This is a genomic window from Pseudogemmobacter humi, assembly GCF_900609055.1.
In the GTDB taxonomy this organism is placed as follows: Bacteria; Pseudomonadota; Alphaproteobacteria; order Rhodobacterales; family Rhodobacteraceae; genus Pseudogemmobacter; species Pseudogemmobacter humi.
On record NZ_UXAW01000068.1, the window covers coordinates 1 to 14,125 of the forward strand.

Below are 14,125 nucleotides of genomic sequence, written 5' to 3' on the forward strand. Positions count from 1 at the left end.
TTCCTGGTCTTGCAGACGGGCGGCGGGGGGTTACTCATGCAGCACAGCTACCACGCTGGATTCATAAGATGAATCCAGCACGATTCGTGCAATAAAGCCGATAGATGAAGCCGCGCGCCATTGGAATGCAGGTGATGTCCATCGCCCAGACCTGATTGAGCCGGGTGACAGGCAGCTTTCTCAGCAGATAGGGACAGATCTTGTGCCCCGGTGCCGGTTTCGACGTATGCGGTCGGCGACAGAGGGCCTCGATGCCCATGCGCTTCATCAGCGTGGCAAGATGCAACCGCCCCAGCTTGACACCTTCCTGAACCAACAGCCCTTGCAGCATCCGGCTGCCGGCGAAGGGGAACTCCATATGCAGCTTGTCGATCCGGTGCAGCAGATTCAGATCGGCATGCGACACCGGGCGTGGCTTGTAATAGACGCTGCCCCGGCTGATCCCTGACACGATGGCCTGACGGCTGACGCTGAGCTTCGCAGTGGGCTCGATCATCTTCTCGCGCTCGGCAACAGACCCGCCTTTCCGAGCTCACCGGACAAAAAATCGTTCTCCAGCGCCTCAGCCATTGGCTCGAACCAATGGCGCCAAAGGCTTCGGTCTCCGATCTTCGCATGCAGGGGCTTCACGTCGGGGATCGGCTCAGGCTCCGCTTTCGGGGCTTCGCCGAACACCCCGGTCGCACCCTCAAGCAGTTGGTCGCGCCACCAGTTGATCTGGTTCGGATGCACGTCAAAATCCTGCGCCAACTCGATAAGGGTCTTCGTGCCCTTGATCGCGGCTACCGCCACCTTTGCCTTGAATGCCGGCCTGCGGTTCCGGCGCGGTCGTCTTCAAATGGTCTTCTCCTCGCTCGCAGCATCATGCCGCCGTCCCTCGGAAAATCCACTTACAAAGGCTGTTCAGATTTCCGCAGCCACTTCTGCGGGTCGGGTTCGGCAAATGCGGGCGGGGGAGGCGCGCATGCCGTGGCGCTTCGGCTAGCCCATTGTGGCCATGATGTCAGCACGATCCATCCGCCGGCCCTCCGCGAGCCGGGCCTCGCGGGCGCAGTCGGCACCGGCTCCCCCGGTTCATGGGGCAGGCCTGGGGCCGGTGAGGTGGCGGTTCCGCTTCGCGACTGCGCAACAGGTATTGGGGGTCGAAGCTATTGCGGCGCCATCGGTTCAGGCCCGATGGCTATCGTCAGCGCGCTCTGGCCCGCCCGTCATGCGCCGCCTGGGGCGCGGGTTTCGCCGCGCCCACCCGCCGCGCCGGACCGCTCGCGGATGGAAAAAATCGCGCTGATCGCTGGTTTCATCGGCCCGGCGCTGCATCCCGCCCATGCACAGGTGCAGCCTGGCGCGGGCAGAACAGGGGGAAACCGCCACGCCCGTGCAAAAACCGCTTTTCTTCGCCCCCGCGCTTCGTGTAACCCAAAGTCATGACCAGCGAACCGCAGATCATCGCCGCCAGCCGTGGGGGCCGCCATGCCGCCCCCCGCCGCGGCCTTCTCCTTCTCAGCCTCCGCTGAGCGGGCCTGCGGGCGCGACCGCTCAGATGTGACCAGCGCCCGGACCCGCAAGACCGGCTGAGACATCGAGAGACGAAGGACCCCGCCCCATGGCACAGAATGACCAGCAACCCCGCGTTCTGATTTTCGACACCACGCTCCGCGACGGCGAGCAATCGCCCGGCGCCACCATGACGCATGAAGAGAAGCTGGAGATCGCCGGCCTCCTGGACGAGATGGGCGTCGACATCATCGAGGCGGGCTTTCCGATCGCCAGCGAGGGCGATTTCGCCGCGGTGTCAGAAATCGCCAAACGCGCGCGGAATTCCACGATCTGCGGCCTCGCCCGCGCGAATTACAAGGATATCGACCGGGCGTGGGAGGCGGTGAAACACGCGAAATCGCCGCGGATCCACACTTTCATCGGCACTTCGCCGCTGCATCGGGCGATCCCCAATCTGGATATGGACCAGATGGCGGAACGCATCCACGACACCGTGACCCATGCCCGCAATCTGTGCGACAACATCCAGTGGTCGCCGATGGATGCGACGCGGACGGAAGCAGATTACCTCTGCCGCGTGGTGGAAATCGCCATCAAAGCGGGCGCCACCACGATCAATATCCCCGATACCGTCGGCTACACCTATCCGATGGAATCGGCGAAGATCATCCGCATGCTGCTGGAGCGGGTGCCGGGCGCCGACACCATCACCTTCGCCACCCATTGCCACAACGATCTGGGCATGGCGACGGCGAACAGCCTCGCCGCGGTCGAGGCGGGCGCGCGGCAGATCGAATGCACGATCAACGGCCTCGGCGAACGTGCCGGCAATACCGCGCTGGAAGAGGTGGTGATGGCCTTGCGCGTGCGCAACGACATCCTGCCATTCCGCACCGGCATCGACACGACGAAGATCATGCATCTGAGCCGCCGGGTCTCGACCGTCTCGGGCTTCGTGGTGCAGCCCAACAAGGCCATCGTCGGCAAGAACGCCTTCGTGCATGAGTCGGGCATCCACCAGGACGGCGTGCTGAAGAACGTGGAAACCTTCGAGATCATGAAGCCCGAACATATCGGACTGACGGTCAAGAACATCGCCATGGGCAAGCACTCGGGCCGCGCCGCCTTGCGCGCCAAGCTGAGGGAACTGGGCTTCGACCTGGCCGACAACCAGCTCAACGACGTTTTCGTGCGGTTCAAGGCGCTGGCCGACCGCAAGAAAGAGGTCTACGACGACGACCTGATCGCGCTGGTCGCCGACGAGCAGACCAACGACGCGCATGAGCATCTGCAACTGAAGAAACTGCGGGTGATCTGCGGCACCGAAGGCCCGCAAGAGGCCGATATGATCCTGACCATCGGCGGCGAGGATCACCATATCGACGCCACCGGCGACGGTCCGGTCGATGCGGCCTTCATGTGCGTCAAGATGCTGTTCCCGCATAAAGCGCGGCTCCAGGTCTATCAGGTCCATGCGGTGACCGAGGGCACCGACGCCCAGGCGACGGTCTCGGTGCGGCTGGAGGAGGACGGGCGCATCGTCACCGGCACCGCGGCCGACACCGACACCATCGTCGCCTCGACGCGCGCCTATATCAACGCGCTGAACCGGCTGATCGTGCGGCGCACCAAATCGGCGCCGGATGCCGACGTGAAATCGGTCAATTACACCGACGCGCCCTGAGCGCAGCCGGCGGCGGGTTCGCCCCGTCGCCGCCCTTCTTCCCAAACTGCGGCGGGTTCGCCCGCCGCCGCTTTCACAGCGGCCCGAACCGCGCCAGCAGCGCCCCGGCATGGGCGGCGGTCGCGGGGGTCGCGGCCCATTGCGCCAGCAGATCGCGCCAGGTCAGCGGCATGAAGCTGACCAGATCGCCGCGCACCAGCCCGGCGAACTCTGCCAGTTCCTTCCGGTGCAGCGCCACCGCCGCCGGGTCGAGCGGCTTGCCCGAGGCCCAGCGTTCCGGCTCGGCGTAAAGGTAAACCAGCACCGCCCCCCTGCCCTGCCGCGCGCCCTGGGTCGCAAGGCCGTAGGCCTGTCTGATCAGCTCCGCGGCGCCCAGCGTGCGGAACGCCTTGCGGCCCGCTGCCAGATCTCGGCGCAAAGCGGTGTAGCGCGCCAGCCCCTCGCGCCAGTCGCGGTCATAGGCCAGCGAGAAATCGGCGGCCTTCTGCGGCCGGAACGGCTCGTATCGTTTCGATTCCACCCCGACCAGCGTCGTCGCCGTGGTGATCGCGGCATCGAACCGGGGGTGTTTGCCGCCACGCCAGGGGAAGCGCATCTCGGCCTCGATCTCCACCCCTTCGGGGCGGCCCATCGGCACGCCGGGCAGCGGCGCGAGCAGCCCGGGCCGGTCGAGAAACCAGCCGAAAGCATTGGACGCCAGCGCCGCTGACGACTCGGGGCTGTCGAATTTCCCCGGGGCCAGTTCGTTGCCGGGCGCGCGGCGCAGGCAGGTCAGGACGCGCTCTTCGGGCACGCCGGGCAGGAAGCCTGTGGGCAGAAAATCCATGCGCGCCTCTCGTTGCAGCGGGTCGTGCACCGGGCTATCAGCAGCCGGCGGGGGCTGTAAATGCCGCAGCGCGGGGCCGGATGTTGTATTATGACAACCCACGGACGAAATGGCGCCTCTTCCGGCACCAAAATATTGCAAAAGGGAATCCATCCGCCGCGCACGCAGAATTGTGCAGGCGCCCCCGCGCCGGGCTTTCACAAAATTCCCCAGATCCTTATATGAAAGCGCCCGCCAGAGCCGCCTCTGAGTCGCGGGCTTATCCGCTCGTGTCCGCCCGCCGGCCGCCAGCCCATATGAAGGACGTGCCCCGAATGTCGCTCATCCCCGGACTTTTCTCGTCGGACATGGCCATCGACCTCGGGACCGCCAACACGCTTGTCTATATCCGTGGCAAGGGCATCGTGCTGAACGAGCCCTCGGTCGTGGCCTATCACAACAAGGACGGCAAGAAGCAGGTGCTGGCCGTGGGCGAGGACGCCAAGCTCATGCTGGGCCGCACCCCGGGCAGCATCGAGGCGATCCGGCCGATGCGCGACGGGGTGATCGCCGATTTCGAGGCGGCGGAAGAGATGATCAAGCATTTCATCCGCAAGGTGCACAAACGCACGACCTTCTCGAAGCCGAAGATCATCGTCTGCGTGCCGCATGGCGCGACGCCGGTTGAGAAACGCGCGATCCGCAATTCGGTGCTGCAAGCCGGGGCGCGGCGCGCGGGCCTTCTGTCGGAGCCGATCGCGGCCGCCATCGGTGCCGGGATGCCGATCACCGAACCGACCGGCTCGATGGTCGTCGACATCGGCGGCGGCACCACCGAAGTGGCGGTGCTCTCGCTCGGCGACATCGTTTACGCCCGTTCGGTGCGGGTCGGCGGCGACCGGATGGATGAGGCGATCATCGCCTATCTGCGCCGCCATCAGAACCTTCTGATCGGCGAATCCACCGCCGAGCGGATCAAGACCTCGATCGGCACTGCGCGGATGCCCGACGACGGCCGCGGCGCGGTGATGACGATCCGGGGCCGCGACCTGCTGAACGGGGTGCCGAAGGAAACCGAGATCAGCCAGGCCCAGGTCGCCGAGGCCCTGGCCGAGCCGGTGCAGCAGATCTGCGACGCGGTGATGCAGGCGCTGGAAGCCACGCCGCCCGATCTGGCGGCGGACATCGTGGACCGCGGCGTCATGCTGACCGGGGGCGGCGCGCTTCTGGGCGATCTGGACCTGAGTTTGCGCGAACAGACCGGGCTTTCGATCTCGGTCGCCAATGAATCGCTGAATTGTGTTGCTCTGGGCACCGGCAAATCGCTGGAATATGAAAAGCAACTCCGGCATGTGATTGATTACGACAGCTGATCCTTCCGGCTGCCGGATCGCATTACCCCGAGGCGCACGTGTCCAGGACCAAGACCGGACCAGAGGAATATTCCCGCCCGATCCGGCGTCTGCTGGTCGGGCTTCTGGTCGTGGCGCTGCTCGGCCTCTTCGTGCTGTGGCGCATCGACAGCCCGCGGGTCGAACGGTTCCGCGCCGCCCTGGTCGATGCGGTGGTGCCCAATCTGGAATGGGCGCTGATGCCGGTGACGCGGGTCATGGGCATGGTCGAGAACTTCCAGTCCTACACCCGGATCTATGAGCAGAACCAGGAGCTGAAACGCGAGTTGCAGCAGATGAAGGCCTGGAAAGAGGTCGCGCTGCAACTGGAGCAGAAGAACGCGCGTCTGTTAGATCTGAACCACGTCCGGCTGGACCCGAAGCTGACCCATGTGACCGGGGTGGTGCTGGCGGACAGCGGCAGCCCGTTCCGCCAGTCGGTTCTTTTGAACGTGGGCGCGCGCGACGGCATCCGCGACGGCTGGGCGACGATGGACGGAATCGGCCTTGTCGGGCGCATCTCGGGGGTGGGGAACCGCACCGCGCGGGTGATCCTGGTGACAGACACCTCGTCGCGCATCCCGGTGACGATCCAGCCCTCGGGGCAGAAGGCGCTTCTCTCGGGCGACAATTCCTCGCTGCCGCTGCTGGATTTCATCGAATCGACCGAAGAGGTGCGCCCCGGCGACCGGGTGGTGACTTCGGGCGACGGGGGCGTGTTCCCGGCCGGGCTGCTGGTCGGCCAGGTCGCGATGGGCAGCGACCGGCGGCTGCGGGTGGTGCTGGCCGCCGATTACCAGCGGCTGGAGTTCCTGCGCGTGCTGCGCAGCCACGAGCTGGAGCCGATCCGCGATCCCGGCAGCCTGGTGGCGCCGCCCCTGCCCTCGGTCCCGGTGGCCGAAGTCGACGGCGAGGGCCAGGCCGCCTCGCAGCCCGCCACCGGAGCCGGGGATGTGACCGAGACCGGCTCGGGCGCGGCCGAAAGCGGCGACAGCCCCAACGGCGTGGCCGCGCCATGAGCGAGTGGATGCGCGCCGATCCCTGGGGCTACCGGCTGTTGTTCCTCGGCCTCGCGCTTTTGCTGCTGTTTCTGAAACTGCTGCCTTTGGGAAGCACCGCGGGGGCGTTTCCGGGGCCGGATCTGCTGATCTGCCTGATGTTCGCCTGGATCATGCGCCGCCCCGATTTCCTGCCGGTCTGGCTGATCGCGGGGGTCGTGCTGGTCGAGGATCTGATCCTCTTGCGCCCGCCGGGGTTGTGGACGGCGCTGGTGATCCTTGCGACCGAGTTCCTGCGCTCGCGCATCGCGCTGACGCGCGAGCTGAATTTCGCCGTGGAATGGCTGCTGGCCTCGGGGCTGATGATCGCGATGTTGCTGAGCTGGCGGCTTGCCTTTAGCCTGACGCTGATCCCGCTGCCGCCCTTCGGCTTCGCCGTGGTCCAGGTCCTGTGGTCGATCCTTGCCTATCCGGTGGTGGTGGGGCTGTCGCGCCTCGCCTTCGATCTCAGGAAGCCCGCCACCGGCGAGGTGGACGATTTCGGCCGCCGGCTCTGACGTGGAACCCATGACATGAGACGCACGCAGAAAGACACCGAGGACAGCGCCCGCACCATCACCCGCCGCGGGCTGATGATGGGCGGCGCCATGACGGCGATGGTCGCCGCGCTTGGGGTGCGCATGCGCTATCTCCAGGTCGATCAGGCCGAGGAATTCAAGCTGCTGGCCGAGGAGAACCGCGTCAATATCCGGCTGATTCCGCCGATGCGCGGGCTGATCCAGGACCGCAATGGCAAGCTGATCGCGGGGAACGAACAGAACTACCGCGTGGTCATCACCCGCGAGGATGCGGGCGATGTCGATCTGGTGCTGCACCGTCTGGCCGGGCTGATCCCGATGACGGCCGAGGAGCTGGATTCGACGCTGGAAGAGGTGAAGCGCAATTCCGCCTTCGTTCCGGTGATCGTCAAGGACCGGCTCAGCTGGCAGGACTTTTCCAAGGTGGCGATCAATGCCCCGGCGCTGCCGGGCGTGGTGCCCGAGGTCGGCCTGTCCCGGATCTATCCGCGCGGCTACGATTTCGCCCATGTGGTGGGCTATGTCGGCGCGGTGTCGCAAAAGGATCTCGACGAGCTGGAGAACCCCGATCCGGTGCTGCGGCTGCCCAAGTTCCAGATCGGCAAGATCGGCACCGAGCGCTGGATGGAGGGCGTGCTGCGCGGCACCGCCGGCACCAAGAAGATCGAGGTCAACGCCGTCGGCCGCGTCATGCGCGAGCTGGAGCGCCAGGAGGGCACGCCGGGCGGCGACATCCGCCTGACCATCGACGCCGATCTGCAAAATTTCGCCCAGGCCCGGCTGGGCGAGGAAAGCGCCGCCGTGGTGGTCATGGATGTGACGAACGGCGATCTTCTGTGCTGCGCCTCGGCGCCGTCGTTCAATCCCAACCTCTTCGTGCGCGGCATCAGCCACAGCGATTACGCGTCGCTGACCGGCAACGATCACCGGCCGCTGGCGAACAAGACCGTCTCGGGCGCCTATCCGCCGGGCTCGACCTTCAAGATGGTCACCGCCCTCGCGGCGCTGGAGGCGGGCGCCATCGACGTGGGCTACCGCGTGCGCTGCCCCGGCTATCTGGAATTCGGCGGCCGCCGCTTCCACTGCCATTCCCGCGGCGGCCATGGCCAGGTCGGCCTGACCCAGAGCCTGGAGAAAAGCTGCGACGTGTTCTATTACGACGTGGCGCAGAAGGTGGGCATCGACAAGATGGCCGAGATGGGCCGCAAGCTGGGCCTCGGCGTGCGCCACGAATTGCCGATGTCGGCGATCACCGACGGCATCATGCCCGACCGCGCCTGGAAGCAGGAACGCTACAAGCAGGACTGGCGGATCGGCGATACGATCAACGCCTCGATCGGCCAGGGCTATGTGCTGGCCTCGCCCTTGCAACTTGCGGTGATGACGGCGCGCATCGCCTCGGGGCGCTCGGTCTCGCCGCGCCTCGTGCGGATGATCGACGGCAAGGAGCAGCCGGTGGCCGAGGCGGCGCCGCTCGGGATCGAGGAGCGCTTTCTCCAGGCCATGCGCCAGGGCATGTATGACGTGATCAATTCCGAACGCGGCACCGCGCGCGGCTCGCGCGTGGTCGAGCCGACCATGGTTTTCGCCGGCAAGACCGGCACCAGCCAGGTCAGGAACATCACCGCCGCCGAGCGCGCGCGCGGCGTGATCTCGAACGATCAGCTGCCCTGGAACCGGCGCGACCATGCGCTTTTCGTCGGCTATGCGCCCTACGACAACCCGCGCTATGCGGTTTCGGTGGTGGTGGAACACGGCGGCGGCGGCTCGACCGCGGCAGCGCCGATCGCGCGCGACGTGATCCTTGCGGCGCTGGCGGGCGGGCGTCCGCCGCTGTCGGCCTATCCTTCGGCGCAGAGGGGCCGGATCGAGACCATGCTGGAAGAGCTGCCGCTGCGCGACCCCGAGACCGGCGCGCTCGAAGACAGCGATCAGGCCTGAGGGGGCGCAAGCGATGGCCTTTTTCGAGAACCGGCTGAAACAGGTCCCCACCGGCATCCGCAAGGTGTTGTATATCAACTGGCCCATCGTGGTGCTGATCACCGCGGTCAGCGCGGTGGGCATATTGATGCTCTATTCGATCTCGGGCGGCGATTTCGACCTTTGGGCGAAGCGCCAGGCCCAGGTCTTCGGCGCCGGCCTTGTCCTGATGTTCATCGTTGCCATGGTGCCGGTCTGGTTCTGGCGCTCGATGGCGGGGATCTCTTATCTGATCTCGTTCCTGCTGCTGATCGTGGTCGAGTTCTACGGCGTGGTCGGCATGGGTGCGCAGCGCTGGATCGACATCGGTCCGCTGCGACTGCAACCCTCCGAGATGATGAAATTCAGCCTTGTGATGATGCTGGCGGCCTATTACGACTGGCTCGACATCAAAAAGGTCTCGCGGCCCCTGTGGGTGCTGATCCCGGTGGTGCTGACGGTGGTGCCGACGGTGCTGGTGCTGATGCAGCCGAACCTCGGCACCTCGCTGATGCTGTTGATGGCCGGGGCGGCGGTGATGTTCGCGGCCGGGGTGAGCCTTTGGTATTTCGGCGCGGTGGCCGGGCTGACGGTGGGCGCGGTGGTGACGGTGTTCCAGAGCCGCGGCACGACCTGGCAGCTGTTGCACGACTACCAGTTCCGCCGGATCGACACTTTCCTCGATCCCGACGCCGATCCGCTTGGTGCGGGCTACAACATTATCCAGGCCAAGATCGCGCTCGGCTCGGGCGGCTGGTCCGGCAAGGGGTTCATGCAGGGCACGCAAAGCCGGCTGAACTACCTGCCCGAGAAACAGACCGACTTCATCTTCTCGACGCTGGCAGAAGAATTCGGCTTCGTCGGCGCGTTCTCGCTTTTGATCCTTTACGCGCTGATCATCGGTTTCTGCATGGTCTCGGCGCTGCAAAACAAGGATCGCTTCTCGTCTTTGCTGATCATCGGGGTGGCGGCGAATTTCTTCTTCTACCTCGCGGTCAACCTGTCGATGGTGATGGGGATGGCGCCGGTGGTGGGCGTGCCGCTGCCGCTGCTCAGCTATGGCGGCTCGGCGATGCTGGTGATCCTTGTGGGCTTCGGGCTGATGCAGAGCGCCCATGTCCACCGGCCGCGCTGAGACTTTGGGCTGACGCTCTGGACAGCGCGGCGCGGCTGGCGCAGTCTCGCGGCCATGATCCGCATTTACTTCGCCGCCCCGACCTGGTCCGAATATGAACCCTGGCTTCCCGCCGCGCTGACCGCGGCCGGGATCCGGGCGGAAATCCTGCTGGAAGCCCCCGATCCGGCGCTGATCGACTATATCGTCTATGCGCCCAGCGGGCCGCTTGCCGATTTCCGCCCCTTCACCCGGGCGAAGGCGGTGCTGTCGCTCTGGGCCGGGGTCGAGAAGATCGTGAGCAACCAGAGCCTGACCCAGCCTTTGTGCCGGATGGTCGATCCGGGCCTGTCGGAGAGCATGGTGGAATATGTCACCGGCCATGTGCTGCGCCACCACCTGGGGATGGACCGCCATATCGTCAATCCGGGCCGGATCTGGGATCCCACCCCGCCGCCGCTGGCCCGCCAGCGCCCGGTGGCGATGCTGGGGCTGGGGGAACTGGGCCTTGCCTGCGCCCGCGCGCTCCAGGCGCTGAACTTCCCGGTGCAGGGATGGAGCCGCAGCGCGAAAGCCATCGACGGGCTTGAGACCTTCCATGGCCGGGACGGGCTGCGCGAGGTGCTGAGCGCGGCGCAGATCGTGGTGACTTTGCTGCCGCGCACGCCGGAGACAGAGAACATCCTGAACGCGGAAAGCCTGGCCTGGCTGCCCGCGGGCGCGGTGGTCATCAACCCCGGCCGCGGGCCGCTGATCGACGACGGGGCTTTGCTGGCGGCGCTGGATGCGGGCCGTGTCGGCCATGCCACGCTCGACGTGTTCCGCACCGAGCCGCTGCCGCAGGATCACCCGTTCCAGGCGCATCCCGGGGTGACGATCACCCCCCATGTCGCCGCCGACACCCGCGCGCCCACCGCCTCGACCGTGATCGCGGAAAACATCCGCCGCAGCGAGGCCGGAGAGCCGCTTTTGTATCTGGTGGACCGGGCGCGCGGCTACTGACCGCCTGCGGGAGCCTCCGGCGGGGGTATTTCGGTCAGGATGAAAGGGGCTTTGGCGGGGCAGGATTCCGGCCCGGGCGCCTGTGAGCCGGCGGGCGAGGCCTTCGGCGGAAGTATCCGGGTCAGGATGAAACGGCGGATCAGCGCGGGGCGCCGACTTTCGGCGCGCGGAAGACGCGGGTGCGGCCGAAGTAATCCTCAAGCCGGTTCAGCCTTTCCTGGACCTGATCGGGCAGATGGCTCTGGACGCGGGCGAGCAGCGCCTCGACCACCATCAGCAGCGTCGCGGTGGAATCCCAGGCGGCGGGCATTTCGATATGGCAGGGCAAAGTATGGCGCGCATGGGCGGCGGCGGGCGAGAGCCAGCGGTCGGTGATCAGCACCACCTCGGCGCCCTGGGCGCTGGCGAATTCGGCGAACTGGACCGCGTTCGATTCGTAGCGGCGGATGTCGAAGATCACCACCACATCGCCCGCGGCCAGATCCAGCAGCGCCTGCTGCCAGTCGGTCAGGTGATCGGCGATCCAGGTCACATCGGGCCGGATCACCCGCAGAAGCGTCGCCATGTAATCCGCGAGCGCATGGGTCAGCCGCCCGCCCATCACCGCGATCCTGCGCGCGGGATCGGCCAGCGCCAGCGCCGCGCCGTTGAAATCCTGCGCCGGGATCAGGTTCAGCGTCGCCCCGATATTGGCCACCACCTGGGCCGCGTAATCCTGAAGCGGATGCGCGAGAGGCTCGCGCGCGCCCTCGGCCAGCGAGAGCGGCGCCACCAGCAGCCGCCCGACCTCGGCCTTGAGCGCGGCCTGGTAATCCGACCAGCCGCGGAAGCCCAGTTTCTGCACCAGCCGCATGATCGTGGGTGAGGACACATCCGCCGCCCGCGCCAGCGCCGTGATCGGGCCAAGTGCCGACATCGGAAAATGCGACAGGATATGCGCGGCCGCCTGACGCTCGGCCCGGGTCAGCCCGGGCATGGCATCGCGCATCTTTTCCTCGATGGCCATGGCCCGCGTCCCCCGCCGATTCCCTTCGCCCATGCAGAAACAAATGTAACAATAAATCAAGTGCCGGAATATTCTTGACAGAGGTCATGGCGCCGGATGAGGCTGGCCAAAACAGGGAGACGACTCAATCATGAGCACCATGGGTTTCGCATTCTGCGCGAGGCTGCGCCGCGGTTTGCGTTCTGGCCGGCGGCAGGGCTGAGACATGCCGCGTTTCCTTGTGATGTTCGTCCGCATCACCGAGGCGGTGAATTACCGCGTCGGCCGGATTGCGATGTATCTGATCTTCGTGCTGGCTGCGGTGCTGATGTGGTCGGTGATCTCGAAGGCCTTCTTCCGCCCGGCGCTCTGGACCCAGGAGATGGCCCAGTTCACCATGGTGGGCTATTTCGTGCTGGGGGGCGCCTATTCGCTGATCCTGGGCGCCAATGTGCGGATGGATCTGCTTTACGGCCGCTGGTCGCCGAAGACCCAGGCCGCGGTCGATATCGTCACCATCTTCGCGCTGATCTTCTTTCTGGCCACCATCCTCTGGGGCGGAATCGAGAGCACGGCCTACGCATTCGAGGTGGGTGAGCGCTCGCGCACGGTCTGGCGGCCCTATATGGCGCCGATCAAGATCGTGATCTGCACCGGCGTGTTCCTGATGCTCTTGCAATCCGTCTGCTTCCTGATCCGCGACATTGCCACGCTGCGCGGGGAGCGCATCTGATGCCCTACGAATATATCGCCATCGTCATGTTCATGGGCATGATGGCCATGCTGTTGTCCGGGCAGCGGGTCTTTGCCGGGATCGGCTTCGTCGCCGTTGTGGCGGCCATCGCGCTCTGGGGCGACCGGGGCGGCTACGACATCGCCTTCACCAGCGCGATCAAGCTGATGAACTGGTATCCGATGCTGACCCTGCCGATGTTCGTCTGGATGGGTTACGTCATGTCCGAGACCCGGCTTGCCGACGATCTTTACCGCATGTTCCACGTCTGGTTCGGCCCGATCCCGGGCGGGCTGGCCATCGGGACGATCCTTCTGATGGTGCTGGTCTCGGCGATGAACGGGCTGTCGGTGGCGGGCCTTGCCATCGGCGCCACCATCGCCCTGCCCGAGCTTCTGAAACGCGGCTACGACAAAAGGATGGTGACCGGGATCATCCAGGGCGGCTCATCGCTGGGCATCCTGGTGCCGCCCTCGATCGTTCTGGTGCTTTACGCGATGATCGCGCGCCAGCCGGTCGGGCAGCTCTGGCTCGCGGGTGTGTTCCCGGGCCTTCTGATGGCGGGGTTCTTCCTGCTTTATGTGGTGATCCGCTGCGGGCTGAACCCGAAGATGGGCCCGCCGCTTTCGCGCGAGGAACTGGCCACCATCACCTGGTCCGAGCGCATCCGCCTGCTCCGCGCGGGCGTCCTGCCGGTGGTGATCTTCGCCTCGATGATGGGGCCTTTCGTGCTGGGCTATGTCAGCCTTGTCGAAAGCTCGGTGATCGGCGCCACCATCGCGACCTTCGTCGCCATCGCCAAGCGCCGGCTGACGAAACAGGTCTGGGAGACCTGCGTCGTCAACACCCTTGGCGTGTCCTGCATGTTCATGTGGATCCTGCTGGCGGCGCTGGCCTTCGGCGCGGTGTTCGACGGGCTGGGCGCGGTCAGGGCCATCGAGAGCTTCTTCCTGGAAGACCTGGGCCTCGGCCCCTGGACGATCCTGATCCTGATGCAGGTCTCGTTCCTGGTGATGGGGATGTTCCTCGACGACACCGCCATGCTGGTGATCGTGGCGCCGCTGTATATTCCGCTGGTCGCCAAGCTGGATCTGGGGATGCCGCCGGGCGATGTTCTGATCTGGTATGGCGTGCTTTACACCATCACCTGCCAGGTCGCCTATATCACGCCGCCCTTCGGCTATAACCTGTTCCTGATGCGCGCCATGGCGCCGGATCAGGTCAGCCTGGGTGACATCTACCGCTCGATCGTGCCGATCACCGGGATCATGCTGCTGACCCTCGCGGTCATCATCCTCTTCCCCGAAATCGCGCTCTGGCTGCCACATCAGGTTTACGGACAATAGCCGGGGATCAGCCCCGAAACCCAACCAACGGAG

The 14,125-nt window shown here is 65.9% G+C and carries 11 protein-coding genes and 1 pseudogene; 9 read left to right on the plus strand and 3 right to left on the minus strand.

Going from position 1 to position 14,125, the window contains the following annotated elements; translation table 11 throughout:
- Positions 1 to 100 precede the first annotated feature (100 nt).
- Positions 101 to 792: pseudogene (locus XINFAN_RS10675) on the minus strand (IS3 family transposase); the annotation flags it as partial.
- An 811-nt stretch (positions 793 to 1,603) separates the two neighbouring features.
- On the opposite strand from XINFAN_RS10675, the gene XINFAN_RS10680 reads away from it, so the two are divergent.
- A complete protein-coding gene (locus tag XINFAN_RS10680; protein WP_124086740.1) occupies positions 1,604 to 3,181 on the plus strand; it encodes a 2-isopropylmalate synthase in 1,578 nt (525 codons plus the stop codon).
- 73 nt (positions 3,182 to 3,254) lie between these two features.
- Here XINFAN_RS10680 and XINFAN_RS10685 read toward each other — a convergent pair whose 3' ends face one another.
- Positions 3,255 to 4,007, minus strand: coding sequence for a PGN_0703 family putative restriction endonuclease (locus XINFAN_RS10685; protein ID WP_124086743.1), 753 nt, complete (start codon positions 4,005 to 4,007; stop codon positions 3,255 to 3,257).
- A 314-nt stretch (positions 4,008 to 4,321) separates the two neighbouring features.
- Between XINFAN_RS10685 and XINFAN_RS10690 the strand changes: the two genes are divergently transcribed.
- The 6 genes from XINFAN_RS10690 to XINFAN_RS10715 are packed head-to-tail and all read left to right on the plus strand — an operon-like array spanning position 4,322 to position 11,028.
- Positions 4,322 to 5,359, plus strand: coding sequence for a rod shape-determining protein (locus XINFAN_RS10690; protein ID WP_124086746.1), 1,038 nt, complete (start codon positions 4,322 to 4,324; stop codon positions 5,357 to 5,359).
- A 38-nt stretch (positions 5,360 to 5,397) separates the two neighbouring features.
- Positions 5,398 to 6,396 (plus strand): rod shape-determining protein MreC, encoded by a 999-nt coding sequence (mreC, locus tag XINFAN_RS10695; protein ID WP_124086749.1) that lies wholly within the window; start codon positions 5,398 to 5,400, stop codon positions 6,394 to 6,396.
- Positions 6,393 to 6,932: a rod shape-determining protein MreD gene (locus tag XINFAN_RS10700; protein WP_124086751.1), complete on the plus strand. Its 540-nt coding sequence runs from the start codon at positions 6,393 to 6,395 to the stop codon at positions 6,930 to 6,932. Before mreC ends, XINFAN_RS10700 begins: the two co-directional genes overlap by 4 nt.
- Before the next feature lie 15 nt (positions 6,933 to 6,947).
- On the plus strand, positions 6,948 to 8,894 hold the full coding sequence (gene mrdA, locus XINFAN_RS10705) for a penicillin-binding protein 2 (protein WP_124086754.1): 1,947 nt from the start codon (positions 6,948 to 6,950) through the stop codon (positions 8,892 to 8,894).
- A 13-nt stretch (positions 8,895 to 8,907) separates the two neighbouring features.
- A complete protein-coding gene (rodA, locus tag XINFAN_RS10710) occupies positions 8,908 to 10,047 on the plus strand; it encodes a rod shape-determining protein RodA (RefSeq protein ID WP_124086763.1) in 1,140 nt (379 codons plus the stop codon).
- A gap of 54 nt (positions 10,048 to 10,101) precedes the next feature.
- Entirely contained in the window at positions 10,102 to 11,028 is a 927-nt protein-coding gene (locus XINFAN_RS10715) for a 2-hydroxyacid dehydrogenase (protein ID WP_124086766.1), read from the plus strand.
- 139 nt (positions 11,029 to 11,167) lie between these two features.
- Here the strand turns inward: XINFAN_RS10715 and XINFAN_RS10720 are convergent, their stop codons facing one another.
- Positions 11,168 to 12,034, minus strand: coding sequence for a MurR/RpiR family transcriptional regulator (locus XINFAN_RS10720; protein WP_124086769.1), 867 nt, complete (start codon positions 12,032 to 12,034; stop codon positions 11,168 to 11,170).
- 205 nt (positions 12,035 to 12,239) lie between these two features.
- Between XINFAN_RS10720 and XINFAN_RS10725 the strand changes: the two genes are divergently transcribed.
- Positions 12,240 to 12,746 carry a TRAP transporter small permease subunit gene (locus XINFAN_RS10725; protein ID WP_124086771.1) on the plus strand — a complete coding sequence of 169 codons (507 nt, stop codon included), beginning with the start codon at positions 12,240 to 12,242 and terminating at the stop codon, positions 12,744 to 12,746.
- A complete protein-coding gene (locus tag XINFAN_RS10730; protein ID WP_124086774.1) occupies positions 12,746 to 14,092 on the plus strand; it encodes a TRAP transporter large permease in 1,347 nt (448 codons plus the stop codon). Before XINFAN_RS10725 ends, XINFAN_RS10730 begins: the two co-directional genes overlap by 1 nt.
- Positions 14,093 to 14,125 lie beyond the last annotated feature (33 nt).

Bases quoted from the DNA above. Each gene is read 5' to 3' on its own strand.
- XINFAN_RS10680 (WP_124086740.1), top strand. From the start codon at position 1,604: ATGGCACAGAATGACCAGCAACCCCGCGTTCTGATTTTCGACACCACG.
- XINFAN_RS10685 (WP_124086743.1), bottom strand. From the start codon at position 4,007: ATGGATTTTCTGCCCACAGGCTTCCTGCCCGGCGTGCCCGAAGAGCGC.
- XINFAN_RS10690 (WP_124086746.1), top strand. From the start codon at position 4,322: ATGTCGCTCATCCCCGGACTTTTCTCGTCGGACATGGCCATCGACCTC.
- XINFAN_RS10700 (WP_124086751.1), top strand. From the start codon at position 6,393: ATGAGCGAGTGGATGCGCGCCGATCCCTGGGGCTACCGGCTGTTGTTC.
- mrdA (WP_124086754.1), top strand. From the start codon at position 6,948: ATGAGACGCACGCAGAAAGACACCGAGGACAGCGCCCGCACCATCACC.
- rodA (WP_124086763.1), top strand. From the start codon at position 8,908: ATGGCCTTTTTCGAGAACCGGCTGAAACAGGTCCCCACCGGCATCCGC.
- XINFAN_RS10715 (WP_124086766.1), top strand. From the start codon at position 10,102: ATGATCCGCATTTACTTCGCCGCCCCGACCTGGTCCGAATATGAACCC.
- XINFAN_RS10720 (WP_124086769.1), bottom strand. From the start codon at position 12,034: ATGGCCATCGAGGAAAAGATGCGCGATGCCATGCCCGGGCTGACCCGG.
- XINFAN_RS10725 (WP_124086771.1), top strand. From the start codon at position 12,240: ATGCCGCGTTTCCTTGTGATGTTCGTCCGCATCACCGAGGCGGTGAAT.
- XINFAN_RS10730 (WP_124086774.1), top strand. From the start codon at position 12,746: ATGCCCTACGAATATATCGCCATCGTCATGTTCATGGGCATGATGGCC.